The sequence below is a fragment of the Pandoraea commovens genome (assembly GCF_024704525.1).
Lineage (GTDB): Bacteria > Pseudomonadota > Gammaproteobacteria > Burkholderiales > Burkholderiaceae > Pandoraea > Pandoraea commovens.
Genome location: NZ_CP102780.1, coordinates 4,573,255 through 4,595,897, shown reverse-complemented (window position 1 = coordinate 4,595,897; position 22,643 = coordinate 4,573,255). Strand labels below are relative to the sequence as shown.

General features: G+C 63.1%; 18 protein-coding genes. 10 read left to right on the top strand and 8 right to left on the bottom strand.

Going from position 1 to position 22,643, the window contains the following annotated elements; all coding sequences use genetic code 11:
• Window positions 1-23 precede the first annotated feature (23 nt).
• From wrbA to NTU39_RS20660, 3 genes are all read right to left on the bottom strand, one after another.
• The gene (gene wrbA / locus NTU39_RS20670) at window positions 24-656 is read right to left on the bottom strand and encodes an NAD(P)H:quinone oxidoreductase (protein ID WP_039400726.1); all 633 of its coding nucleotides are present in this window, start codon (window positions 654-656) and stop codon (window positions 24-26) included.
• 155 nt (window positions 657-811) lie between these two features.
• Complete coding sequence (locus NTU39_RS20665; RefSeq protein ID WP_150664303.1) at window positions 812-1,105, bottom strand: hypothetical protein; 294 nt, start codon at window positions 1,103-1,105, stop codon at window positions 812-814.
• A gap of 255 nt (window positions 1,106-1,360) precedes the next feature.
• Window positions 1,361-2,311: a LysR family transcriptional regulator gene (locus NTU39_RS20660; protein ID WP_150664302.1), complete on the bottom strand. Its 951-nt coding sequence runs from the start codon at window positions 2,309-2,311 to the stop codon at window positions 1,361-1,363.
• Between the two features lie 235 nt (window positions 2,312-2,546).
• Here NTU39_RS20660 and NTU39_RS20655 point away from each other — a divergent pair, with 235 nt between their 5' ends.
• The 3 genes from NTU39_RS20655 to NTU39_RS20645 all read left to right on the top strand — a co-directional run bounded on the left by NTU39_RS20655 (window position 2,547) and on the right by NTU39_RS20645 (window position 6,803).
• Window positions 2,547-3,614 carry a bile acid:sodium symporter family protein gene (locus NTU39_RS20655; RefSeq protein WP_257958447.1) on the top strand — a complete coding sequence of 356 codons (1,068 nt, stop codon included), beginning with the start codon at window positions 2,547-2,549 and terminating at the stop codon, window positions 3,612-3,614.
• 316 nt (window positions 3,615-3,930) lie between these two features.
• Window positions 3,931-5,439, top strand: a complete 1,509-nt coding sequence (locus NTU39_RS20650) for a DEAD/DEAH box helicase (RefSeq protein ID WP_150664300.1) — start codon at window positions 3,931-3,933, stop codon at window positions 5,437-5,439.
• Between the two features lie 141 nt (window positions 5,440-5,580).
• Window positions 5,581-6,803, top strand: a protein-coding gene (locus NTU39_RS20645) for an IS3 family transposase (RefSeq protein ID WP_257958446.1) whose coding sequence is annotated in 2 segments (ribosomal slippage) — window positions 5,581-5,946 and window positions 5,949-6,803 — 1,221 coding nt in all. Because the reading frame shifts where the segments join, the coding sequence is not laid out codon by codon here.
• Between the two features lie 78 nt (window positions 6,804-6,881).
• On the opposite strand, the gene gluQRS is transcribed toward NTU39_RS20645, so the two are convergent.
• Entirely contained in the window at window positions 6,882-7,727 is an 846-nt protein-coding gene (gene gluQRS, locus NTU39_RS20640; RefSeq protein WP_257960118.1) for a tRNA glutamyl-Q(34) synthetase GluQRS, read from the bottom strand.
• Between the two features lie 134 nt (window positions 7,728-7,861).
• Window positions 7,862-8,764 (bottom strand): sulfurtransferase, encoded by a 903-nt coding sequence (locus tag NTU39_RS20635; RefSeq protein WP_257958445.1) that lies wholly within the window; start codon window positions 8,762-8,764, stop codon window positions 7,862-7,864.
• A 175-nt stretch (window positions 8,765-8,939) separates the two neighbouring features.
• On the opposite strand from NTU39_RS20635, the gene dnaE reads away from it, so the two are divergent.
• Both dnaE and NTU39_RS20625 read left to right on the top strand, forming a co-directional pair.
• Window positions 8,940-12,539 (top strand): DNA polymerase III subunit alpha, encoded by a 3,600-nt coding sequence (gene dnaE, locus NTU39_RS20630; protein ID WP_257960117.1) that lies wholly within the window; start codon window positions 8,940-8,942, stop codon window positions 12,537-12,539.
• Window positions 12,540-12,677: 138 nt separating this feature from the next.
• On the top strand, window positions 12,678-13,529 hold the full coding sequence (locus NTU39_RS20625; RefSeq protein WP_257958444.1) for a glycosyltransferase family 2 protein: 852 nt from the start codon (window positions 12,678-12,680) through the stop codon (window positions 13,527-13,529).
• Window positions 13,530-13,604: 75 nt separating this feature from the next.
• On the opposite strand, the gene NTU39_RS20620 is transcribed toward NTU39_RS20625, so the two are convergent.
• Together NTU39_RS20620 and recQ are read right to left on the bottom strand one after the other, a co-directional pair.
• Complete coding sequence (locus tag NTU39_RS20620; RefSeq protein WP_257958443.1) at window positions 13,605-14,357, bottom strand: glycosyltransferase family 2 protein; 753 nt, start codon at window positions 14,355-14,357, stop codon at window positions 13,605-13,607.
• Between the two features lie 37 nt (window positions 14,358-14,394).
• Window positions 14,395-16,203 carry a DNA helicase RecQ gene (gene recQ, locus NTU39_RS20615; protein WP_039400709.1) on the bottom strand — a complete coding sequence of 603 codons (1,809 nt, stop codon included), beginning with the start codon at window positions 16,201-16,203 and terminating at the stop codon, window positions 14,395-14,397.
• Window positions 16,204-16,366: 163 nt separating this feature from the next.
• Between recQ and msbA the strand changes: the two genes are divergently transcribed.
• The 5 genes from msbA to rfbC all read left to right on the top strand — a co-directional run bounded on the left by msbA (window position 16,367) and on the right by rfbC (window position 21,393).
• Window positions 16,367-18,118, top strand: a complete 1,752-nt coding sequence (gene msbA, locus NTU39_RS20610) for a lipid A export permease/ATP-binding protein MsbA (protein ID WP_257958442.1) — start codon at window positions 16,367-16,369, stop codon at window positions 18,116-18,118.
• Window positions 18,119-18,215: 97 nt separating this feature from the next.
• The gene (locus NTU39_RS20605; RefSeq protein ID WP_174984633.1) at window positions 18,216-18,800 is read left to right on the top strand and encodes a peroxidase-related enzyme; all 585 of its coding nucleotides are present in this window, start codon (window positions 18,216-18,218) and stop codon (window positions 18,798-18,800) included.
• A gap of 28 nt (window positions 18,801-18,828) precedes the next feature.
• Window positions 18,829-19,893 (top strand): dTDP-glucose 4,6-dehydratase, encoded by a 1,065-nt coding sequence (rfbB, locus tag NTU39_RS20600; protein WP_150664293.1) that lies wholly within the window; start codon window positions 18,829-18,831, stop codon window positions 19,891-19,893.
• Between the two features lie 14 nt (window positions 19,894-19,907).
• Window positions 19,908-20,789, top strand: a complete 882-nt coding sequence (gene rfbA / locus NTU39_RS20595) for a glucose-1-phosphate thymidylyltransferase RfbA (RefSeq protein ID WP_150664573.1) — start codon at window positions 19,908-19,910, stop codon at window positions 20,787-20,789.
• Between the two features lie 55 nt (window positions 20,790-20,844).
• Window positions 20,845-21,393 (top strand): dTDP-4-dehydrorhamnose 3,5-epimerase, encoded by a 549-nt coding sequence (gene rfbC, locus NTU39_RS20590; protein ID WP_039400704.1) that lies wholly within the window; start codon window positions 20,845-20,847, stop codon window positions 21,391-21,393.
• Here the strand turns inward: rfbC and NTU39_RS20585 are convergent.
• Entirely contained in the window at window positions 21,381-22,598 is a 1,218-nt protein-coding gene (locus NTU39_RS20585) for a cation diffusion facilitator family transporter (protein ID WP_257958440.1), read from the bottom strand. The two genes, rfbC and NTU39_RS20585, sit on opposite strands and share 13 nt — an antisense overlap.
• Between the last annotated feature and the right edge of the window lie 45 nt (window positions 22,599-22,643).

Here is a 22,643-nt window from a genome sequence, read left to right as displayed (position 1 = left end):
TGCGGGTGATTTACCGACGCGCTTTACAGAGCGCGCCCGTGTTTGAGCGCCGCGGCGATTTCCGCGACGTGACGGCCTTGCGTCCTTGCAATCGTCAACTCGTTCTCGCTCGGCTGACGTGAGCCGTCGGCGGCAGCGAGTGTCGTGGCACCGTAGGGCGAGCCGCCGGTGATCTCTTTCATGTTGGTGAGCGCAGGCTCGGTGTACGGCACGCCGACGATGATCATGCCGTGGTGGAGCAGCGTGGTGTGGAAGCTGGTGATGGTCGTTTCCTGCCCGCCGTGCTGTGTCGCGGTGCTTGCGAACACGCTGCCGACTTTACCGGCAAGCGCACCTTTGGCCCAGAGGCCGCCGGTCTGATCGAGGAAGTTGCGCATCTGCGCGGTCATGTTACCGAAGCGCGTCGGCGTGCCGAAGATGATCGCGTCGTATTCGGGCAACTGGTCGACGCGCGCGACGGGCACGCTGGCGAAGGCGGCGCGTGCGGCCTTTGCGCCACTTTTTTCCAGCACGTCGTCGGGGACGAGTTCAGGGACCTGCATCACAGTGACGTCGGCGCTGGCGACGCTGCGCGCGCCTTCGGCGACCGCTTCGGCCATCTTGTAGATGTGTCCGTACATGCTATAGAACACCACCAGGATCTTGGCGTTGGCCATGGAATTCTCCTTTGGGGTCGAAAGATGCCGGCGTCGCGGACCGTCGGCCGCGCGAGGCGAGCCGTTCCATCATAGTCGACGCGGATGACGCTTTAGCGCAGGCGGGGCATGCCTTAGCGAAAGTGTGACCCGCCTCAGCGCAAGTGCGACCCGCCTCAGCGCAAGCGCGACCCGATAAGGCAGCCCAGCGTCAGCGCTGCCATGAGCACCGTCACACTCGCCGAGACGCCGCCAGCCAGCGCGAGTCCCGTGGCCGCAAGTCCATGTGCCATCACCGCGGCGGGCACGAGCAGCATGGCGCTGACGACACACCAGCGCATGACGTAGCGCCACATGAAGCGACTCACGATCTGCATACGCGCGTCGAGTTGATGCCGCTGCCAGAAAGACAGATCGGCTGCCGCGTGGAAGAGCCACAGCGGGCTGAAGTATTTGATGAACAAGTCCATGACGCCGTACCGGAAACACAATGCCCGCAGGGCGCGGGCATGTCGTCGAGGCACGATGGCGGGGCAGACGCCCGATGGCACAGTCACGCACTTGGGGGGAGTCGACGCACCGGCATTGTAGCAGGCGCTCACTTACTTTGATGTGTCGAGATCCATCCCGATCAGGTGGTTTTTTGCTGAATTTCGCTCAACGGTGCGCAAAATTCCGGTATCCGTTGGCTATTCCCATCATGTCAGGGAGGGTCGCCCGACGCGTCACTTACGGGGCGTGCCTGACGCAAGCGAGTGCGGCGTATTGGCCGTGATCTGCTGGATCAGTTCCCAGACGGATTGTGCGGCGGGGGAGAGCGTCCGGTTCTTGCGGCGCACCAGCATGATGGTCCGGTCGATCTGCGGCGTGAGCGGCAGGGCCACGAGGCGGCTGTCCGCTTCCGCGCCGTTCACCGCCAGTCCGGGCATGGCGGGCAGCGCCAGCGCAGGCATGATGCTGATGCCGATACCCGCTTCGACCATCCGGAAGACGGTGATCGCGTGCCCGACTTCCTGTGCTACCTGACAGTACGCGCCGTGCTCGGCCAATGCGCGGTCGATCAGCGGTCGGCTACCGGACGCGTAGTCGAGCAACACCAGCTTCTCGCCGTTAAGCTCCTTCCACGTCACCTCTGCCTGCTTCGCAAAGCGATGTGAGCGGTCGCACACCACGAGGAACGGCTCGACCATGATGGGTTCGCCCACCAGATCGTCCGTGCCTTCCGAGGCGACGATCACGCCAAAATCCACTTCACCGTGCCGCACACTGTCCGTCGCGAGCGTCTGAACCTGATCGCGCAGCATCAGCGTGATGTCGGGATAGCGGGCGGCGCACGCCGAGATGCACTCGGGCATGAGATTCGCGGAAATGGTCGGCGCGCTGGCCACGCGCACGCGGCCGCGACGCTCTTCCGCCAACCCGTGCGTGTCGCGCAGGGCGCTCTCCAGTTCGTCGAGCACCCGGGCGAGGGTGGCGGAGAGGCTAGCGCCCACTTCGGTCAGCGTGACCTCCCGCGTGGTGCGGTCCACCAGCTTGAGCCCGAGTTCTTGCTCCAATTCCCGGATGCAGCGGCTCACGGCGGGCTGAGTCAGGCCGATATCCTCGCCCGCGCGGCTGAAACTGCCGTGCTCGGCCACTGCGAGGAATACTTTGAGCTGGCGCAGCGAGATATTCATGCGTCTTTGGTATGAATAAAATTTTTAAATGAATTTGTATTTTAACTACCCTTGCGCTCTAATACGTAAAAACCCGTAGCGCGAGCGCACACTTCCAGTCACTTTTTGACGCCTGGGCCTCCCAGGATCGACAGTCGACCATCGCTGATGGCCCCTCAATGCCATCGCGTCCCGTGTTCTGGCGGAACGGGCTTTGTCATTTCAGACGTATCCGAGAGAGTATTCAAGAGCAACGATGGCCAGACCGCGTTTCCTTCCCGACAATTTCACGTTGATGCTGGTGGCTACCGTAGCGCTGGCCAGTTTCCTACCTGCGCACGGCGAGGGCGAAGTCGCCTTCAACCTGCTGACCAACGTGGCGATTGCCGCATTGTTCTTCCTGCACGGCGCGAAGCTGTCGCGCGAAGCGGTGCTCGCCGGTGCGACCCACTGGCGTTTGCATCTGCTGGTGTTCGCCAGCACGTTCGCTATCTTCCCGATCGTTGGCGTGGCGCTCAAGCCGGTGCTGTCGTGGATGGTCACCCCCGAGCTGTATCTGGGCATCCTCTTCCTGTGCACGCTGCCCGCCACCGTCCAGTCGGCCATCGCCTTCACGTCGATGGCGCGCGGTAATGTGCCCGCCGCGGTGTGCAGCGCATCGGCGTCCAGCTTGTTCGGCATCTTCATTACGCCGCTGCTGGTCGGCCTGGTCGTGATCCATCACGATGGCAACAGCGGCGCGTCGCCGTTCGACTCCATCGGCAACATCATGTTGCAACTGCTCGTGCCGTTCATTGCCGGGCAGTTGTCGCGCAAGGCCATTGGTAAATGGGTGGAGCGCAACCGTGGGCTGCTCAAAATCGTGGATCAGGGCTCGATTCTGCTGGTTGTCTATACCGCGTTCAGCGAAGCCGTGAACACGGGGCTGTGGCATCAGATTCCTCCGCTGGCGCTGCTGGGCCTGCTGGGCTGCTGTGCAGTCATTCTGGCGATCATGCTCGCAATCACGACGTATTCGGCACGCTGGCTCGGATTTTCGCGCGAAGACGAGATCACCATCGTCTTCTGCGGCTCGAAAAAGAGCCTCGCGAGCGGCATTCCGATGGCCAAGGTACTGTTTGCGACCGGCCCGCTCGGCGCGATTGTCCTGCCGCTCATGCTGTTCCATCAGATGCAACTGATGGTGTGCGCCGTGCTGGCGACACGTTATGCCAATCGTCAACGCGCCGCTCAGGCTGCGAAGGCCGTGGCCGGTAAGGCCGCGCCTGGTGCCAAGCCGGGCAAGGCGGAGAGCAGCGGCGCCAATGCGGGCGCGGGCCGCTGAACGCCCAAGGCGCCCAAACTGCCCGTCCTTCGACGCATTCGCCAGCGCGTAACCTGACGCGTTGTCCGATAGACACGGCCCGTCAAGGGCCGTTGTCACACGTTGGTCGTGCGCAAGTGCTAGAATTGCGTCTGTTTCGCTTCTTGACGACCACCCCGGTCCGGCGGCGCCCGACGCATCTGTTACATGACAGACCCCTCTCGCGCCAGCCTTGAGCATGGCGCGCAGCGCCCCTTGAATCTTCGCGAGTGAGCTTTGATGCGGAAACCCTTCCGCGTGGCGGCCCCCGTTTTTTTAAAAGAGATGTCCCTTCATCATGGCTGATGTAAATGCTGTTCCGACCCCCGGCTTCGATAGCTTTGGGCTGCATGCGGACATCTTGCGGGCCATCGCCGAGCAGGGCTACACCCAACCGACCCCGATTCAGGCACAGGCCATTCCGGTCGTGCTGTCCGGTCGCGACGTCATGGGTGCCGCACAAACGGGGACCGGCAAGACCGCCAGCTTCTCGCTGCCGATCATCCAGCGTCTGCTGCCCGATGCCAACACGAGCGCATCGCCCGCCCGTCACCCGGTGCGTGCGCTGATCCTCACGCCGACGCGCGAACTCGCCGATCAGGTGGCCGACAACGTGCGTTCGTACGCCTGTCACACGGCATTGCGTAACACCGTGGTGTTTGGCGGCGTCGACATGAATCCGCAGAAGGACGCGCTGCGCCGCGGCGTCGAAATTCTCATCGCCACGCCGGGCCGTCTGCTCGATCACGTCGAACAGAAAACGGTGAACCTGAGCCAGGTGAAGATGCTGGTGCTCGACGAAGCCGACCGCATGCTCGACATGGGCTTCTTGCCGGATCTCCAGCGCATTCTGAATTTGCTGCCGAAGCAGCGCCAGACGCTGCTCTTCTCGGCCACGTTCTCGAACGACATCAAGCGGCTCGCATCGAGCTACCTCACGAACCCGGTCACGATCGAAGTGGCGCGTCGCAATGCGACGGCCGATACGGTCGAGCAAGTCGTCTACGAAGTGGATGAAGACGACAAGCGCGCGGCTGTGGTCCAAATTCTTAACGAGCGCGATCTGAAGCAGGTCATCGTGTTCGTGAACAGCAAGATCGGCGCGAGTCGTCTGGCGCGTCAGCTTGAGCGCGACGGCATCGTGACGGCCGCCATTCACGGCGACAAGTCGCAGAACGAGCGCATGCAGGCGCTCGAAGCCTTCAAGCAGGGCGGGATTCGCGCGCTTGTGGCGACCGACGTCGCGGCACGCGGTCTGGACATCTCGGATCTGCCGGGCGTGATCAACTACGACCTCCCGTACAACCCGGAAGACTACGTGCACCGCATCGGCCGTACGGGGCGTGCTGGCGCGTCGGGAGAAGCGCTCTCGTTGTGCGCACCGGACGAGCGCAAGCAACTCGTGGAAATCGAGAAGCTGATCAAGCGCGAACTCAAGCGTGGCGAGCTGGTGATGGAGCGCCGCAGCCGTTCGCGTGACGACCGTGGCGATCGCTACGAGCGCAGCGACCGCGGTGAGCGTGCGGAACGTGGCGAGCGTGGTGATCGCGGGGAGCGCCACAGCCGTCACGATGGCCTGCGCGCTGGCCGTAGCGGTGGCAGCACGCCGCGTCGCGTGCGTCCGGAAGATGAATTCTTCTACAAGCCGTACGAGCCGTCGCCGTCGGCCGGTGAGTCGCAGCGCGACCATCGTGCATCGCATGACGCTGCTGCACCGACGACCTTCGGCGCGCCGTCGGAGAAGGCCCCTAAGCGTCAGGTCGCTGCACTGCTCGCGGGCTTCCCGCGCAAGGCACAGGACCGCTAATCCAAGGCCAGGCGCCGGGTGCGGTAGTTTCAGGCACCTTGCCGTCGTAAAAAAGCCAGCGTACACACGCTGGCTTTTTTCATTGGACTGACCCGTCCTGAAATAGGTTGTCACTTTTTCGATGCATTGAAGGAGTGGCAAATGGAGCAAGGGTTTAAGCGGACGCAGCGGGACTACAGCCTGGCTTTTAAGCTATCGGTGGTGGAGCAAGTCGAAAAGGGCGAGCTGACCTACAGGGAGGCGCAGCGGCGATACGGAATTCAGGGTCGCTCGACAGTACTGGTATGGTTACGCAAGCACGGCTTGCAGGATTGGGCCGATCCATCCGGGCGTGCTCAATCGGGTTCCACCATGTCAAAACAAGATTCAAAGCCGCTCACGCCGGAGCAGCGCATCAAGGAGTTGGAGACGCAATTGCGAGAAGCGCAGGAAAAGGCTGCGCTATTCGAGGCGGTGCTCGACGTGATGCGCAAGGACTACGGAATCACCGTAAAAAAGCCTTCGGGCAGGTCGTTGCGCAAAAGCGGATCGAAAAGCTAAGCGTTGAGCGAGCCTGCCGATACATGGGTATCAGCCGCCAGGCATATTACAAGCGCATCCAAAGTGAGGTGCGTCGCTGCTCACAGGCCGAGGCCGTGACAGCGCTGGTGCGCGATGTCCGGTTGCGTCAGCCCCGAATCGGGACCCGAAAATTGCACTATCTACTCGGACCAACGCTGGTCGAGCGAGGCATCAAGCTGGGGCGGGACCGAATGTTCGAGATGCTGCGCCGCGCGCGTCTGCTCGTAGTGGCCCACCGGGCGTACCACAAGACAACGCAAAGTCATCATCGCTTCCGGCGCCATCCGAATCTGCTTAAGCCGGGGCCGCAGCAGGTCGTGCCAACTGGCCCTGAACAGGTATGGGTGGCCGACATCACGTACTTACCGACGGCCGGTTCGTTTGTCTATTTGAGTCTCATCACGGACGCGTTTTCACGCAAGATTGTCGGTCATCACGTTCACGATAGCCTGCAAACTGAACAGGTCAGTCAGGCGCTCCAAAAAGCGCTGCGCAAACGCCGAAGTCGCCAACCACTGATACATCATTCTGATCGGGGCATCCAATACTGCTCGACCTACTATCAGGAGATCCACCGACGCCACGGCTTGCGCTGCTCGATGACTGACGGCTATGACTGTTATCAGAACGCGCTGGCCGAACGGGTCAACGGCATCCTTAAAGACGAGTTCCTCTTGCAGCGTCCTGTTGATCTTGAGCAGGCTGCCAAGATGGTCGAGCAATCCGTGCACATCTACAACCACGAGCGGCCACATGCTGCCCTGAAATACAAAACGCCCGATGCGGTGCATCGGGCGTTTTAACCTGAAATAACTGTCAACCTATTTCAGGACTTGACAGACGGCGATATTCGGACCGGGCAGGACAGTGGGCCGACGATGTCAGCGTGCGTGTTGCGCCTGCCACGCGCGCGTGGCCGCCGCGTAGAAGTCGGCGCGATGGGAGATGTCGGCGAGTACCGCTGGCAGCCCGAGGTGCGAGGCTGCGTCCTTGAGGGAGGCGAGGACCGCGTCGGGTGTATCGAGCGACAGCGGTGCGGCACCGTTCTGCTTGCTCAGCTTCTCGCCGTCGTCGGCCATGACGAGCGGCACGTGCAGATAGCGAGGCGTCGGTGCGCCGAGGCAGGCTTGCAGGTAGATCTGACGTGCGGTCGAGTCGAGCAAGTCGGCCCCGCGCACGATGTCCGTGATGCCCTGCAATTGATCGTCGACGACGACCGCCAACTGGTAGGCCCACTGTCCATCGGCGCGCTTGAGCACGAAATCCCCGACTTCCGTCGCCAGATCCTGCGTCTGCGATCCCATCCAGCGGTCTTCGAAGTGCATGCATGCGGCGTCGCCATCCGGCACCCGAAGGCGCCATGCGCGGGCCGTCTTCCCTTGCAGACCGTCGCGGCAGGTGCCCGGGTAAGCCAGTGTGCTGTGACGCGCATGCACGCGCGTGAGCGAGTCCGCGATTTCGCGACGGGTACATCCGCACGGATAGACGAATCCGCGTGCCGTAAGGGCCGCGAGCGCCTGCTCGTAAAGCGCATGACGACGGCTTTGCCAGACGATCGGTTCGTCCGAATGCAGGCCGAGACGCGTCAGCGTATCGAGAATGTTGTCAGCCGCACCGGGCACGCTGCGCGGTTCGTCGAGATCTTCCATGCGGACGATCCAGACGCCGCCGTGCGCGCGGGCGTCGAGCCAACTGGCCAGTGCCGTGACGAGTGAGCCGCGATGCAGCGGCCCGGTCGGGGAGGGGGCGAAGCGTCCGCGGTAGCCGCCGACGTCTGCACGGGCCGCCGACGTCGGGTCGTCGGTGGCCGGGGCGGCGGATGAGGTGGCGTCGTGCGCCGAAGCCTGCGCCACCCGGGGTCTCAGGCCGAGGTTGCCGTGACAGCCGCAGCGGCGTCAGCGGTATCAGCGGTATCAGCGGCGATGGCACCTGCCTTGTCACCCACGCACGCCGGGCACTGCTCGCCCTCGATGTAATCGGGGCTGCGCTGGTCCTCGGCCGTCACCACGGCGCGGCAGGCGAAGCACTGCTTGGTCGTTGACGGGGCGAGGTCTGGCGTGAGTGCCGTGCGGTAGTCGAACACGAAGCAGTCGCCCTGATAATGCGCGCCGCCCACATCTTCGAAGTACTTGAGAATCCCGCCGTCGAGCTGATATGTGTGCTCAAGCCCGATGTCGCGCATGTAGATGGCGGCCTTCTCGCAGCGAATGCCACCGGTGCAGAACGACACGATGGTCTTGCCCTCGAAGTCTGCGCGATGTGCCGCGATGACGTCAGGGAATTCCGAGAATTTCGTGAGACGGTAGTCGACGGCGTTGTCGAACGTGCCCACGTCCACTTCGAAGTCGTTACGCGTGTCGAGCATCACCACCGGGCGGCCTTCGTCGTCCTGTCCGGCGTCGAGCCAGCGCTTGAGCGTGGCGGGATCGACACCCGGCGCACGTCCGTCTGCCGGTTTGATGACCGGCATCTTCATGGTGATGATTTCTTTCTTCTGGCGCACCAGCATCCGGCGGAACGGCTGATCGTCCGACAGGCTTTCCTTCACTTCCAGATCGGCAAACCGGGCGTCGGCACGCAGGCCTGCGAGGAAGGCATCGATCGACTCGCGTGAACCGGCGAGGAACAGGTTGATGCCTTCCGGCGCGAGCAGGATGGTGCCTTTCAGGTCGAGCGCGTTGCAGCGCTCAAGCACGGCCGGGCGCAGGGTCGCGATGTCGTCGAGCGTGACGAACTTGTACGCAGCGATGTTGACGATAGACATGGCAACGAAATTCCGCAAAAGCGTGAAGCAATAAACCGCCATTATCGCCGATTCGGTGCAAGTTCGCGCTTGATTCAGGACAAAGCCGGGCAAATGAGGTGTGACGCAGGCTTCGCACGCGGGTGGCCGCGAGACAGCCCGGGCGCGCGGCGAAATCCGGCGACGCCGCGTTACAATACGGCCCATGTCAGAACCTCGCTTCGTCCACCTCCGTCTCCACTCCGAATACTCGATCGCCGATGGCATCGTGCGGCTCGACGACGTCGTCAAGGCCGCCGCCAAGGATGGTCAGGGCGCGCTCGCGCTCACCGACCTCGCGAACATGTTCGGAGCCATCCGTTTCTACAAGGAAGCCCGTGGCAAGGGCGTCAAGCCGATCATCGGTTGCGACGCCTGGATCACGAATCCGGCCGACCGTGACAAGCCCTCGCGTCTGTTGCTGCTCGCGCGCGACCGGGAAGGCTATCTGAACCTGTGCCAGTTGCTGTCCAAGGCCTGGCTCGGCAACCAGTACCGGGGACGCGCGGAGATCGAGCCGTCGTGGCTTCAGCCCGACGGCCTCGCCCGTGGCCTGCTGGCGCTCTCCGGCGCGCAGATGGGCGACGTGGGCGCAGCGTTGGCCGCAGGCAACCCCGATCTGGCGTTGCAATGTGCGAAACACTGGGAGAGTGTTTTCCCGGGTGCGTTCTACATCGAACTGCAACGCACTGGTCAGCAGGGCATGGAGACGTACGTCCAACAGGCGGTGCAACTGGCGGCGAAGGCCGGGCTCCCGGTCGTCGCCACGCATCCCATTCAGTTCATGACCTCCGACGATTTCACGGCGCACGAGGCGCGCGTGTGTATCTCGGAAGGTGAGATGCTGGGCAATGCCCGCCGGGTGCGTCGTTTCACGCAGGATCAAAGTTTCCGCACGCAAGACGACATGCTGGCCGCGTTCGAGGACGTGCCGTCCGCGCTGGCCAACACCGTCGAGATCGCCAAGCGCTGCAACCTGACGCTCGAACTCGGCAAGCCGAAGCTGCCGTTGTTTCCCACGCCGGACGGCATGTCGCTCGACGACTATCTCGTCCAGCTGTCCAAGGAAGGCCTGGAGACGCGTCTCGCGCAGCTGTTCCCGGACGAAGCCGAGCGCGACAAGCAGCGGCCCGAGTATTACAAGCGGCTCGATTTCGAGACCGGCACGATCATCAAGATGGGCTTCCCGGGTTACTTCCTGATCGTGGCCGACTTCATCCAGTGGGCGAAGAACAACGGCGTGCCGGTGGGCCCGGGCCGGGGTTCCGGTGCCGGTTCGCTCGTCGCCTATGCGCTGGGCATTACCGACCTCGACCCGCTCAAGTACAACCTGCTGTTCGAGCGCTTCCTGAACCCGGAACGTGTGTCGATGCCCGACTTCGACATCGACTTCTGTCAGGACGGCCGCGACCGCGTCATTCAATACGTGAAGGAAAAGTACGGCGCGGACGCCGTCTCGCAGATCGCCACCTTCGGCTCGATGGCCGCCAAGGCAGCGGTGCGCGACGTGGGCCGCGTGCTCGATCTCGGCTACAACTTCGTAGACGGTATCTCGAAGCTGATCCCGTTCAAGCCGGGCAAGCACGTCACCATCGACGACGCGCTCAAGGAAGAACCCCAACTCGCCGAACGCTTCCAGACGGAAGACGAGGTCAAGCAGCTGATCGAGCTGGCGCAGCGGGTGGAAGGGCTCACGCGTAACGTCGGCATGCACGCGGGCGGTGTGCTGATCGCCCCGGGCAAGCTCACCGATTTCTGCCCGCTCTACACGCAGGGCAGCGGCGAAGACGCCAGCGGTGTGGTGAGTCAGTACGACAAGGACGACGTGGAAGCCGTCGGTCTGGTGAAGTTCGACTTCTTGGGGCTGACCACGCTCACGATCCTGAACTGGGCCGAGCGCTACATCAAGCGCCTGCATCCGGAGATGGCGGACTGGTCGCTCGAACAGGTCTCGCTCACGGACCCGGCCGCGTTCAGCATTCTCAAGAAGGCCAACACGGTCGCCGTGTTCCAGCTGGAAAGTCGCGGCATGCAGGGCATGTTGAAGGACGCTCAGCCTGACCGCTTCGAGGACATCATCGCGCTGGTGGCGTTGTATCGTCCGGGTCCGATGGACCTGATTCCGAGCTTCTGCGCGCGTAAGCACGGTCGCGAGAAGACGGAATATCCGGATCCGCGCGTGGAGCCGGTGCTTCAGGAGACCTACGGCATCATGGTCTACCAGGAGCAGGTGATGCAGATGGCGCAGATCATCGGCGGATACTCGCTCGGTGGCGCCGACTTGCTGCGCCGCGCGATGGGTAAGAAGAAGGCCGAGGAAATGGCCGAGCACCGCGAGATTTTCGCCAAGGGTGCCGCCGAGAATGGCCTGACGCGCGAAAAGTCGGACGAAATCTTCGACTTGATGGAGAAGTTCGCGGGCTACGGCTTCAACAAGTCGCACGCCGCCGCTTATGCGCTGCTCGCCTACTACACCGCGTGGCTGAAGGCCCACCATCCCGCCGAATTCATGGCCGCCAACATGAGCTTGGCCATGGACGACACGGACAAGGTCAAGATTCTCTACGAAGATTGCCTTGCCACGGCCAACGGCTTGGGCGTGCTGCCGCCGGACGTCAACGTCTCGGCGTATCGTTTTGAACCGGCGGACTCGAAGACCGTGCGTTACGGTCTGGGCGCCATCAAAGGCAGCGGTCAGTCGGCCATCGAGGAAATTCTGCGCGCCCGTGAGGGCAAGCCGTTCACCGACCTGTTCGACTTCTGCGCGCGGATCGACCGTCGCGTGGTGAACCGTCGCACGATTGAAGCGCTGATTCGCGCGGGCGCGTTCGATTCGATCCACGACAACCGGGCGCAGTTGATGGCGTCGGTGCCGATGGCGATGGAAGCGGCCGAGCAGGCGAGTGCTGCCGCCAATCAGGTCAGCTTGTTCGATCTGGGCGACGAAAGCCTGCAAGCACCGCTGGAACTGGCCGACGAACCGGCGTGGACCGACAAGCGCAAGCTGCAGGAGGAGAAGCAGGCGCTCGGCTTCTACCTGTCGGGTCACATGTTCGACTCGTATTCGGACGAAGTGCGACGCTTCGTGCGCACGCGTATTCGCGATCTGTCCGAAGGGCGTGATCGTCTCGTTGCTGGCGTGATCTCCAGCATGCGCACCATGATGACGCAGCGCGGCAAGATGCTGATCGTGCAGCTCGACGACGGTACGGCCACGCTCGAAGTCACGATCTTCAACGAGCAGTTCGAGGCAAACAAGCACCTGTTCAAGGAAGACGAACTGCTGATCGTGCACGGCAATGCGCGACCGGACAGCTTTACGGGCGGCCTGCGTTTCACCGTCGAAAGCCTCATGGACCTCGGCCGCGCGCGTGCGCGCTTCGCCCGGGCGCTCAAGCTGTCGTTTAACGGCAACGCCGACTGGACGCGTCTTCGCGCCACGTTGCAGCCGCACTGCACGATGTACCGCGTGGCCGCCACGGCGGGCGCGGGCGGTGGTGGTGGCTTCAATGGCGGCGGTGGGTTTAACGGTGGTGGAGGTGGCGGTGGCGGAGGTTTCGGCCGACGTAACGGTAATGGCAACGGCGATGGCGACGCGGATAAGCAAAACGGCCTGCCGGTGCATATCGTCTATCGCCGCACGGACGCCGAGTGCGAGTCGCGTCTCGGCGACGAGTGGAAGGTGCAGCCTGGCGACGAATTGCTGGGCGAGCTTCGTCAGTGGCTCACCACCGACTCGGTACAAGTCGTCTATTGATGCATCGGTTCGCGCAAGGCAGCGCCGGTTGGCTGCCTTTCGCTAACCGGCGCGTTGGCGTAGCGACGCATTGCCCTATTGCGCCCATCGCGCCCATCGCGTCCATCGCCCGCCGTTCGATATCACAAGGAAATCCGGATGTTCTCCATCATCGTTCCGACCTGGAACAACCTTGCCTTGCTGCAACTGTGCGTGCGCAGCATCCGACAGAACTCGCGCTACCCGCATCAGATCATCGTGCACATCAACGACGGTTCCGACGGTTCGCTCGACTGGGTCCGGGCCGAAGGGATCGAGCATACGGCGTCGCCCAATAACATCGGGATCTGCTACGCGGTGAATCAGGCGGCGGCGCTGGCGCGCGAGAAGTACATCGTCTATCTGAACGACGACATGTATTGCTGTCCGGGTTGGGACACGACGCTGATCGAGCGCGCGGAGGCGCAACCGGACAAGGCGTTCATGCTGTCGGGCACGATGATCGAACCGGTGGATACCGGCAACCCTTGCGTGCTGGTGCAGGACTTCGGCCGTGACGTCGATACGTTCGATGAGGCGGCGCTGCTCGCGGCTGTGCCGACGTACAAGAAGCCCGACTGGTTCGGCGCGACGTGGCCGCCCACGCTCGTGCATCGCGACTGGTGGTTCCTCGTCGGTGGCTACAGCACGGAGCTGAGCCCCGGCATGAGCAGCGACAACGACTTCTCGATGAAGATGTGGGCCGCAGGCGCGCGCCGCTTCGTCGGCGTGGGTGCTAGTCTCGTCTATCACTTCCAGTGCAAGAGCACCGGCAAGGTGGTCAAGAACGACGGACGCACGCAATTCCTGCGCAAGTGGGGCATGACGCAGTCGATCTTCGATCGCCACTATCTGCGTCGCGGCACGCCGGTGCCGTCGGGCAGCGATGGCCGCCTCGCCGAGCCGGTCGATGACAGCAAACTGCGCTGGCAGTTGTTCCGCTCGCGCATCAAACGAGCGCTGGCGAAGTAAGCGTGGAATGAGTGCGGAATGAGTGCGGAATGAGAAACGGACGCCAGGGGCGTCCGTTTTGCTTTGGGGCGGTCGTCAGACTTCGCCGCGTCGAAGCAAAGCGTACTTCAGGAACGCACTGCGAGCGTTCATGCGGGCAATCGCGGCACCGGCTGCGCCGTCGAGGAAGCCACGACGTAGCACGTAGGTCCGAACGAACGCCCATCCGCCATTGATCCACGGCTTGATCGCGGAGACGCGTTTGCCGCGCAGCGACATCTCCCTGGCACCGGCGCGTGCGTATCGCTGCACCTTGTCCTCGACCTGACGGACTTCCGTGTAGCTGTAATGGAGCAGGTGGTGGGTGAGGGTGCCGATCTCGCCGTCGACGATCACGCGCTCGTGCACGAGATTGTCGGAGAAGCGTCCGGCTTCGCGGCGAAACAGTCGCAGCACGTAATCGGGATACCAGCCGCAATGCTTCACCCAGTGCCCCAGAAACTGAGACAGACGCGGCATGCGATAGCCAGCGTGGGATGCACTGCCAATCGCCGCCGCGATCTCGGCGGCCAGTTCCGGCGTGACGCGCTCGTCCGCATCGAGCGACAGCACCCACGGTTGCGTGGCGAACGACAGCGCGCGATTCTTCTGCGGCCCAAAGCCCGGCCAGTCGGGCGTGACATGGACCTCCGCTCCGGCGGCGCGTGCGATATCGACGGTGCCGTCCGTACTCGCGTTATCGACCACCACGATCTGCGAGGCGAACGCCTTCACCGATGCAATGCAGTCGGCGATGTTGTGACGCTCGTTGCGCGTGAGGATCGTGACGGTAAGCGGTAATGTGGGCATGAGCGGGCGTGGGCGGGGCGTGGGCGCGGCGTGGGCTTTAGGCGTTCAACAATTCGACGAGCGCTTCGCCGTAACGCTCGATCTTCGCTTCTCCGAGGCCGGTGATATCGACCAGTCCTTCGCGGTGACGCGGGCGGCGCTGAGCGAGTTCTCGCAGTGTACGGTCGTGAAGGATAACGTAGGCGGGGACGGCCTGCGTCTTCGCCATTTCCTGACGCCACGTGCGCAGTTTCTCGAACAATTGCTGATCGGCCGTATCCAGTTCGATGGCCTGCGACGATGCATATCCGGCAAAGCGGCTCTTCTTGCCCGCCGTGGGACGCTGGCGTCGTAGCGACACGACCGTCTCACCCTTGAGTACCGGACGCGCCGCCGCATTGAGCGTGAGCGCACCGTACTGACTGCTGTCCGGCTCGATGATGCCGTGGGCAATCAGTTGACGGAACACGGCCCGCCAGCCCTGATCGTCCATCTCGCCGCCGACCCCGAAGGTCGGCAGGCTTTCGTGGCCGAACTGACGAATCTTGTCCGTGCTACGCCCGCGCAGCAGGTCAACCAGATGGCCTGCGCCGAAGCGCTGGCCCGTACGCAGGATTGCCGACAGCGCTTTTTGCGCCGCAATCGTGCCGTCGAAAACTTCCGGGGGATTCAGGCAGACGTCGCAGTTGCCGCATGGCTCACTCGACTCGCCGAAGTACGACAGGAGCACCGTACGACGGCAGCGCGGGGCTTCGCAGTAACCGAGCAGCGCGTCGAGCTTCTGGCGTTCGATGCGCTTCTGGAGGTCCGGCGCGTTCGACTCGTCGATCCGGCTTCGGTGGACCACCACGTCGTTCAGGCCGTAGGTCATCCAGGCTTCGGCCGGTTCGCCGTCGCGCCCGGCACGTCCCGTCTCCTGATAATAGGCTTCGAGGCTCTTGGGCAAGTCCAGATGGGCAACGAAGCGCACATCCGGCTTGTCGATGCCCATGCCGAAGGCGACGGTCGCGGCCATGACCAGCCCTTCCTCGCGCAGGAAACGCTGTTGGTGCGTGCGGCGCACCTCGGCGTCCAGCCCCGCGTGATACGGCAGCGCGGGAATGCCTTGCGTTTCCAGCCACGCGGCCGTTTCTTCCACCTTCTTGCGCGACAGGCAGTAGACGATGCCTGCTTCGCCGCGATGCCGACTCAGAAAGGCCAGCAACTGCTTGCGGGGGTTGTCCCGGTCGACGATTTCGTACCGGATATTCGGCCGGTCGAAGCTGGAGACGAACAGGCGCGCGTCCGTCAGGCCGAGCCGCGTCTGTATTTCCTCGCGCGTCGCGGCGTCTGCCGTGGCCGTGAGCGCAATGCGCGGCACACGCGGATAACGCTCATGCAACGCCGAGAGCTGGATGTACTCAGGACGGAAGTCGTGTCCCCATTGCGAGACACAGTGGGCCTCGTCGATGGCGAACAACGCCAGCTGACCGCGTTCGTCGAGCCGGTCGAGCAGATTGAGGAAACGGTCGGTCAGCAGCCGTTCGGGCGCGACGTACAGCAGATCGAGCTCGCCTCGCGCGGCGCGGCGTTCGATATCGACCGCTTCATCGAAAGCGAGACTGGAATTCAGATAGGCGGCGCGGACCCCGGCTTGCAGCAGGGCGTCGACCTGATCCTGCATGAGGGCGATGAGCGGGGAGACGACGATGCCGATGCCCGGGCGCAACAGCGCGGGGATCTGGTAGCAAAGTGACTTGCCGCCGCCCGTGGGCATGAGCACGAGTGCATCGCCCCCGTCGGCCACATGGTCGACGATGGCGGCCTGATCGCCACGGAATGCGTTATAGCCGAATACGGTACGGAGAACTTCGAGTGCGCTTGCCATGCGCCGGAGTATACCGGTTCCACCCGGCGTCCGGCGTGCCAAAGACCCCGGAAATCCGGCGTTAGGGCGATTTTTGGGGCGCGGTCCGAGTCCGCTTCGGACACGTCCCGACGGGACCGGCCGGTACGTTAGAATAGCGGTTTTCCCGCTGTCCCCGACTTACATGAGCGCACCGCACAAGCCCACCGGACCGATTCTGCGACGTCTGCTGGGCTATCTCCAGCCATATTGGCACATGGGCCTGCTGGCCGTTCTCGCCATGGCGCTGGTGGCGGCCACCGAAGCGGCCATCCCGGCAGTCCTCAAGCCGGTGCTCGACAAGGGCTTCTCGGGCGGCGATCCCTGGAAGCTCTGGTATGTCCCGGCCGCCGTGATCGGCCTGGCCGTGATCCGGGGGCTGGCGCAATATTCGGCCAACTACATGCTGTCGTGGGTCTCGAACCGCGTGCTGCTCGACCTGCGCGTGAAGATGTTCGAGCGTCTGCTGCACGCCCCGGCCGCCTACTACCAGCGCGAGACGACCAGCACGCTCATCAACGCGATCGTCTACGAAGTCAATCAGGTGCTCGGCGTGCTTACCACGGTGCTGATCACGCTCGTGCGCGATTCGCTCACCGTCGTCGGCCTGCTGGGGTATCTGTTCTATCTGAACTGGCGTCTCACGCTGGTTGTGGCCGTGATTCTGCCGTTGATCGGCTGGCTGGTCGGCAAGATCAACCGCCGCCTGCGTCGTCTCAATCGTGAGCAGCAGACGCTGACCAACGCGTTGTCGTATGTGGTCGAAGAAGCGGTCGGCGGCTACAAGGTCGTGAAGATCCACAATGGCGAAGAGTACGAGAAGAACCGCTTCGACAAGATGACCAGCACGCTGCGCGGCTACGCCATGCGCGTGACGGTCTCCGGCGGTCTCGCGCAGCCGGTCACGCAGGCGCTGGCCTCGCTGGCGCTCGCCATCGTGATTACCGTCGCGATGATCGAGTCGTCGTCGGGCGAGATGACCGTGGGCGGTTTCACGGCGTTCGTCACGGCACTGCTGCTGGTTGTGTCCCCGCTCAAGCATCTGATGGACGTCAACCAGCCGCTGCAACGCGGCGTGACGGCTGCCGAGCTGATCTTCGAAGTGATGGACGTCGAAGTCGAGCCGGTCGGCGGCGAGCGCACGCTCGAACGTGCGAAGGGCCGTGTGACGTTCGATCAGGTGAGCTTCAACTACGGCGCGAGCGAGCGCCCGACGCTCGACAGGATTTCGCTGGAGGTCGCGCCGGGCGAGATGGTGGCGTTGGTCGGTCCCTCGGGCAGCGGCAAGACGACGATGGTCAATCTGGTGCCGCGCTTCTTCGATCCGACCGGCGGACGCATTCTGCTCGACGACATTCCGCTCAACGATCTGCGTCTGGCTGACCTGCGTCGTCAGATTGCGTTCGTGAGTCAGGACGTCGTGCTGTTCAACGACACCATTGCCGCAAACGTCGCCTACGGTCAGGAAGTCGACGCCGAACGAGTGCAGGCAGCGCTGCGCGCTGCCAATCTGGCCGATGCAGTCGCCGCCATGCCTGACGGCGTGAACACGCTGGTGGGCGATAACGGCATGCGCCTGTCGGGCGGCCAGCGTCAGCGTCTGGCGATTGCCCGCGCGATCTACAAGGACGCGCCGATCCTGATTCTGGACGAAGCGACGTCGGCACTCGATTCGGAATCCGAGCGTCATGTGCAGGCGGCGCTCGAAGTGTTGATGGAAGGCCGTACCACGCTGGTGATCGCGCACCGCCTGTCGACCATCGAACGCGCCGACCGTATCGTCGTGCTCGAACATGGCCGCATAGCGGAGCAGGGATCTCACCAGGCACTCGTGGCGCATAATGGCCTCTACGCCCATTTGCACCGCATTCAGTACGCACAGCAGCAGGAAGCGTGACATCCGGGGCGCCCGCCGATGCCGTGTGCACTGCGGGGGGCGCAACGTCATGCCCCAAACCACATACCCCAGCATTTGAGGATTTGAGGAGACTATGATGAGCCAGCCGCCGATCAGTCGTTTTCCCGTGCCGGACCTCGCCGCGTTGCCGGACGATATTCGTGCGCGCATCGTCGCGGTCCATGAAAAGGCTGGCTTCATCCCCAACGTCTTCCTCACGCTCGCGCACCGTCCGGACGAATTTCGCGCATTTTTCGCATATCACGACGCCTTGATGCTCAAGGATGGCAATCTGAGCCAGGGTGAGCGCGAGATGATCGTGGTCGCAACCAGTGCGGTGAATCAATGTCTGTATTGTGTGGTCGCGCATGGTGCGCTGGTGCGCATCTACGAAAAGCAGCCGTTGCTCGCCGATCAGGTGGCCGTCAACTATCTGAAGGCGGACCTGACCGAACGGCAAAAGGCGATTCTGGCGTACGCGATGAAGGTCTGCGAACGCTCGCATGAAGTGAGCGACGAAGACTACGCCACGCTGCGTCGCCACGGGCTGAACGACGAGGATATCTGGGACATTGCGTCCATTACGGCGTTCTTCGGTATGTCCAACCGAATCGCCAATGCCATTTCGATGCGGCCCAACGACGAATTCTTCTTGATGGGGCGCGTGCCTCGCACCCGTTAAACCTACTTCTCACAAAACTTCGATACCTATGATCTTCGTGACTGGCGGCGCCGGATTCATCGGCGCAAACTTCGTTCTCGACTGGCTCGCGCAACACGATGAACCGGTCGTGACGATCGACAAGCTCACCTACGCAGGCAATCTGGCGAATCTGGCAAGTCTTGAGCGCGACCCCCGTCACCATTTCGCGCAAGTCGACATCTGCGATCGCGCAGCGCTCGACAAGCTGTACGCCGAACACCGTCCGCGTGCCGTGCTGCATTTCGCGGCGGAAAGCCACGTCGACCGTTCCATTCATGGTCCGGGCGAGTTCGTGCAGACGAACATCGTCGGCACCTTCACGATGCTCGAAGCCGCTCGCGCCTATTGGGGTTCGCTCGAAGGCGAAGCGCGCGATAACTTCCGATTCGTGCATGTATCGACGGATGAGGTCTACGGTTCGCTGAGCCCGACGGATCCGGCCTTCACCGAGACCACGCCCTACGCCCCGAACAGCCCGTATTCGGCCTCGAAGGCAGGCTCCGACCATCTGGTGCGCGCTTATCACCACACGTACGGTCTGCCGGTCCTCACGACCAACTGCTCGAACAACTACGGTCCCTACCAGTTCCCCGAGAAGCTGATTCCGCTGGTGATCGCCAATGCGCTCGCCGGCAAACCGTTGCCGATCTATGGCGACGGCAGCAACGTGCGCGACTGGCTGTACGTTGGCGACCATTGCTCGGCCATTCGCGAAGTGCTTGCCAAGGGTGTGCTGGGCGAGGTCTACAACGTGGGCGGCTGGAACGAGCAGAACAACCTGTCGGTCGTGAAGCATCTGTGCACATTGCTCGACGAGTTGTCGCCGCGCGCCGACGGTAAGTCGTACCTCGATCAGATCACGTTCGTGACGGATCGCCCGGGACATGATCGTCGTTACGCTATCGATGCCCGCAAGCTTGAGCGCGAACTGGGCTGGCGTCCGGCGGAAACGTTCGAGACCGGCATGCGCAAGACGGTGCAGTGGTATCTGGCCAACGGCGAGTGGGTGCGTCAGGTGCAGTCAGGCGAGTACCAGCGCTGGATCGAAACGCATTATCAGAAGAACGACTGAGGCAACGTATGAGTATCAAACGTAAGGGCATCATCTTGGCTGGCGGGTCCGGCACGCGCTTGTATCCGGCGACGCTGGCCGTCTCGAAGCAACTGCTTCCGGTCTACGACAAGCCGATGATCTATTACCCGCTGACCACGCTGATGCTGGCGGGGATCCGGGACGTGCTGATCATTTCGACCCCGCAGGACACGCCGCGTTTCGAGCAATTGCTGGGCGACGGCAGCCAGTGGGGCCTGAATCTCCAGTATGCGGTTCAGCCCTCGCCGGACGGTCTGGCTCAGGCCTTCCTGATCGGTGCCGACTTCATCGGCAACGATCCGTGCGCGCTCGTGCTCGGTGACAACCTGTTCTACGGACACGATTTCGCTGCGCTGCTTTCGGCCGCCAACGCGCAAACGGACGGCGCATCGGTGTTTGCCTATCCGGTGCACGATCCCGAACGCTACGGTGTGGTCACGTTCGACGAACACGGCAAGGCGATCGAACTCGTCGAGAAGCCGACGGAGCCGAAGTCGCGCTACGCCGTGACCGGGCTGTACTTCTGCGACAACGACGTCGTCGACATCGCACGCTCGATCAAGCCGTCGGCACGAGGCGAGCTGGAAATTACCGACGTCAATAACGAATACCTGAAGCGCGGAAAGCTGAACGTGCAGATCATGGGACGCGGCTACGCCTGGCTCGACACGGGGACTCACGAGTCGATGCTCGAAGCGAGCACGTTCATTCAAACGATCGAATCGCGTCAGGGGCTCAAGGTGGCCTGTCCGGAAGAGATCGCGTACCGCAGGGGCTGGATCGATGCGGCGGCCATCGAAAAGCTGGCGCAACCGCTGGCGAAGACGGGTTACGGCCAGTATCTCCTCTCCATGCTGCGTGAGCGCGTGTTCTAAGGTCGGCGCTTTTCCGTCTCAGTTCTCTGTCTCAGATTCTTACCGGTACCTCAATATGCAAGTGATTCCCACCGCCATTCCGGCCGTTCGCGTAATCGAACCCAAGGTGTTCGGCGACTCGCGCGGTCATTTCTTCGAAAGCTTCAACCAGCGTAATTTCAACGACGGTCTTGGCGAGACGCTCACGTTCGTGCAGGACAATCAGTCGCGCTCGGCGCGCGGCGTGTTGCGTGGTCTGCACTATCAGGTCAAGCAGCCGCAAGGCAAGCTGGTCCGCGTGCTGCAAGGCGAGATCTATGACGTGGCCGTCGATATTCGCGAAGGATCGCCGACGTTCGGCAAGTGGGTCGCCGAAGTGCTGAGCGCTGAGAACAAGCGGCAACTGTGGATTCCGGCGGGCTTCGCCCACGGGTTTGTGGTGACGTCGGAGACGGCCGAGGTGCTGTACAAGACCACGGACTACTGGGCGCCGCAGTTCGAGCGCTGCATCCGCTGGGACGATCCGACACTGGCGATTCCCTGGCCGCTCGACGGCATCACGCCGATCGTCTCGGACAAGGATAAGCAGGGCATGCTGTTCGCCGACTACACTCACGAAGACTGAGTTTCGCCCGTGACCCTGAGCACTCGCACGAACCGCAATCCCAGCGGGGCGAAGCGGGCGGTCAGGGCATCGGCGACGGTCTGCGACGGCCCTTCGATGCCACCGTCGCCCGCCGCCAAACGGTTCGAACCGTTCGAACCGTTCAGCCCTTCGACGATCACATCGGCTTCCAGCCCGTTGTTCAGATAGTGCAGCTTGACGTCGTGCAGGGCCAGCGCATTGGCCCGGCACAGCAGTTCGGCCGCACCGACCACCACGGCGCGTGCCGGCCACTGTTGCAGCGCGGTACCCTTGGTGTCGCTTTCCGGGTCGACGTGCACCAGCACGTCGAGGATCTGCGGTTCGTTCATGACTGCGGCCCGAGCCTGTTCGGCGAGGTAGTGCCCCTCCGAGACCGACAGGCGTGCGTCCACGAGAATGTGGACGTCGACGACGATCTCATCGCCCATTCGTCGCGTACGCAGCATGTCGATGCCGCGCACGCCCGGTGTGTCGAGCAGACGCTGGCGAATCGTGACGGTGGTGTCGTCGTCCACGCCGCGATCGATCAGGTCCTGCAAGGCGTTCCAGCCGAATTTCCACCCGGTGCGTCCGATCATCAGCCCGACGAGCGCGGCCGCGAGCGGATCGAGAATGCGGTAGCCCGCGAGGTTGCCGAGAATCCCGCACGCCACCACGAGCGACGAGAGGGCGTCCGAACGTGCATGCCACGCGTTGGCGACGAGCATCGCCGAGCGCACCCGTTGTGCCGCGCGCAGCATGTAGCGGAAGAGTCCTTCCTTGCTGACGAGCACCACGACCGCCACGACCAGCGCGATGGTATGCACCTCGGGAATGTCCTCGGGGTGCAGCAGACGCTCCACGCCACGCCACAACATCCCCGCACCCACTACGAGCAGGATCACGCCCAGAAATAGCGACGCGGCGTTTTCGTAACGGTTGTGCCCGTAAGGGTGATCGGCGTCCGGTGCCCGGGCGCTGCCGCGTGCGGCGGCGAGCACCACAAAGTCGGAGACGATGTCGGAGAGGGAGTGGATGCCGTCGGCGATCAGCGCCTGCGAGCGCGCGAATATCCCGATGACGATCTGGGCGGTCGTCAGCACGACATTGACCCAGATGCTGACCCAGGTCGAATGGCGAGCGACGGCATGTTTGTCGAGCGCCTCGCTCGATGCCGCAAGGTTGTCGTAGTTCGAGTAGGGCATGGCCGGGGCGTGCTTTCGCGCACGACGAAATCGGATCGATTGCGT

Excerpts from the sequence above, each read along its gene's own strand:
- rfbB (WP_150664293.1), top strand. The coding sequence starts at position 18,829 with ATGATCTTCGTGACTGGCGGCGCCGGATTCATCGGCGCAAACTTCGTT.
- NTU39_RS20650 (WP_150664300.1), top strand. The coding sequence starts at position 3,931 with ATGGCTGATGTAAATGCTGTTCCGACCCCCGGCTTCGATAGCTTTGGG.
- NTU39_RS20635 (WP_257958445.1), bottom strand. The coding sequence starts at position 8,764 with ATGTCTATCGTCAACATCGCTGCGTACAAGTTCGTCACGCTCGACGAC.
- NTU39_RS20660 (WP_150664302.1), bottom strand. The coding sequence starts at position 2,311 with ATGAATATCTCGCTGCGCCAGCTCAAAGTATTCCTCGCAGTGGCCGAG.
- wrbA (WP_039400726.1), bottom strand. The coding sequence starts at position 656 with ATGGCCAACGCCAAGATCCTGGTGGTGTTCTATAGCATGTACGGACAC.
- NTU39_RS20620 (WP_257958443.1), bottom strand. The coding sequence starts at position 14,357 with ATGCCCACATTACCGCTTACCGTCACGATCCTCACGCGCAACGAGCGT.
- msbA (WP_257958442.1), top strand. The coding sequence starts at position 16,367 with ATGAGCGCACCGCACAAGCCCACCGGACCGATTCTGCGACGTCTGCTG.
- NTU39_RS20585 (WP_257958440.1), bottom strand. The coding sequence starts at position 22,598 with ATGCCCTACTCGAACTACGACAACCTTGCGGCATCGAGCGAGGCGCTC.
- NTU39_RS20665 (WP_150664303.1), bottom strand. The coding sequence starts at position 1,105 with ATGGACTTGTTCATCAAATACTTCAGCCCGCTGTGGCTCTTCCACGCG.
- NTU39_RS20655 (WP_257958447.1), top strand. The coding sequence starts at position 2,547 with ATGGCCAGACCGCGTTTCCTTCCCGACAATTTCACGTTGATGCTGGTG.
- NTU39_RS20625 (WP_257958444.1), top strand. The coding sequence starts at position 12,678 with ATGTTCTCCATCATCGTTCCGACCTGGAACAACCTTGCCTTGCTGCAA.
- NTU39_RS20605 (WP_174984633.1), top strand. The coding sequence starts at position 18,216 with ATGAGCCAGCCGCCGATCAGTCGTTTTCCCGTGCCGGACCTCGCCGCG.
- recQ (WP_039400709.1), bottom strand. The coding sequence starts at position 16,203 with ATGGCAAGCGCACTCGAAGTTCTCCGTACCGTATTCGGCTATAACGCA.
- rfbC (WP_039400704.1), top strand. The coding sequence starts at position 20,845 with ATGCAAGTGATTCCCACCGCCATTCCGGCCGTTCGCGTAATCGAACCC.